We start from the raw sequence: 1,238 nt of genomic DNA, 5'->3' as shown, positions 1-1,238 counted from the left end.
GTCACGCTGAAAATGCCGGCCTTTGAATGGGTTCATGTGCAGCTCCATCAGCAAAAGGGGATGATAAGTTTATCACCACCGACTATTTGCAACAGTGCCCTCTGATGTTACATTGCACAAGATAAAAATATATCATCATGAACAATAAAACTGTCTGCTTACATAAACAGTAATACAAGGGGTGTTATGAGCCATATTCAACGGGAAACGTCTTGCTCGAGGCCGCGATTAAATTCCAACATGGATGCTGATTTATATGGGTATAAATGGGCTCGCGATAATGTCGGGCAATCAGGTGCGACAATCTATCGATTGTATGGGAAGCCCGATGCGCCAGAGTTGTTTCTGAAACATGGCAAAGGTAGCGTTGCCAATGATGTTACAGATGAGATGGTCAGACTAAACTGGCTGACGGAATTTATGCCTCTTCCGACCATCAAGCATTTTATCCGTACTCCTGATGATGCATGGTTACTCACCACTGCGATCCCCGGGAAAACAGCATTCCAGGTATTAGAAGAATATCCTGATTCAGGTGAAAATATTGTTGATGCGCTGGCAGTGTTCCTGCGCCGGTTGCATTCGATTCCTGTTTGTAATTGTCCTTTTAACAGCGATCGCGTATTTCGTCTCGCTCAGGCGCAATCACGAATGAATAACGGTTTGGTTGATGCGAGTGATTTTGATGACGAGCGTAATGGCTGGCCTGTTGAACAAGTCTGGAAAGAAATGCATAAGCTTTTGCCATTCTCACCGGATTCAGTCGTCACTCATGGTGATTTCTCACTTGATAACCTTATTTTTGACGAGGGGAAATTAATAGGTTGTATTGATGTTGGACGAGTCGGAATCGCAGACCGATACCAGGATCTTGCCATCCTATGGAACTGCCTCGGTGAGTTTTCTCCTTCATTACAGAAACGGCTTTTTCAAAAATATGGTATTGATAATCCTGATATGAATAAATTGCAGTTTCATTTGATGCTCGATGAGTTTTTCTAATCAGAATTGGTTAATTGGTTGTAACACTGGCAGAGCATTACGCTGACTTGACGGGACGGCGCTTCCCTACCCTCATGGCCGCCTCCCAGGAATCGACCCAGGTGCTTATCGTGGACATAATCCTTTACTCATAAATTGGCACTGTTGCAAAGTTAGCGATGAGGCAGCCTTTTGTCTTATTCAAAGGCCTTACATTTCAAAAACTCTGCTTACCAGGCGCATTTCGCCCAGGGGAT

The 1,238-nt window shown here is 44.3% G+C and carries 1 protein-coding gene; it reads left to right on the top strand.

Features of this window, described 5'->3' with window-relative positions:
• Nucleotides 1-186 precede the first annotated feature (186 nt).
• Complete coding sequence (aph(3')-Ia, locus tag G6Q48_RS21920) at nucleotides 187-1,002, top strand: aminoglycoside O-phosphotransferase APH(3')-Ia (RefSeq protein ID WP_000018329.1); 816 nt, start codon at nucleotides 187-189, stop codon at nucleotides 1,000-1,002.
• Nucleotides 1,003-1,238 lie beyond the last annotated feature (236 nt).

The organism is Providencia sp. M-27 (genome assembly GCF_011077905.1).
In the GTDB taxonomy this organism is placed as follows: Bacteria; Pseudomonadota; Gammaproteobacteria; order Enterobacterales; family Enterobacteriaceae; genus Providencia; species Providencia huaxiensis.
The sequence above is the reverse complement of the archived record's forward strand: the minus strand, read 5'-3'. Positions and strand labels throughout refer to the sequence as shown.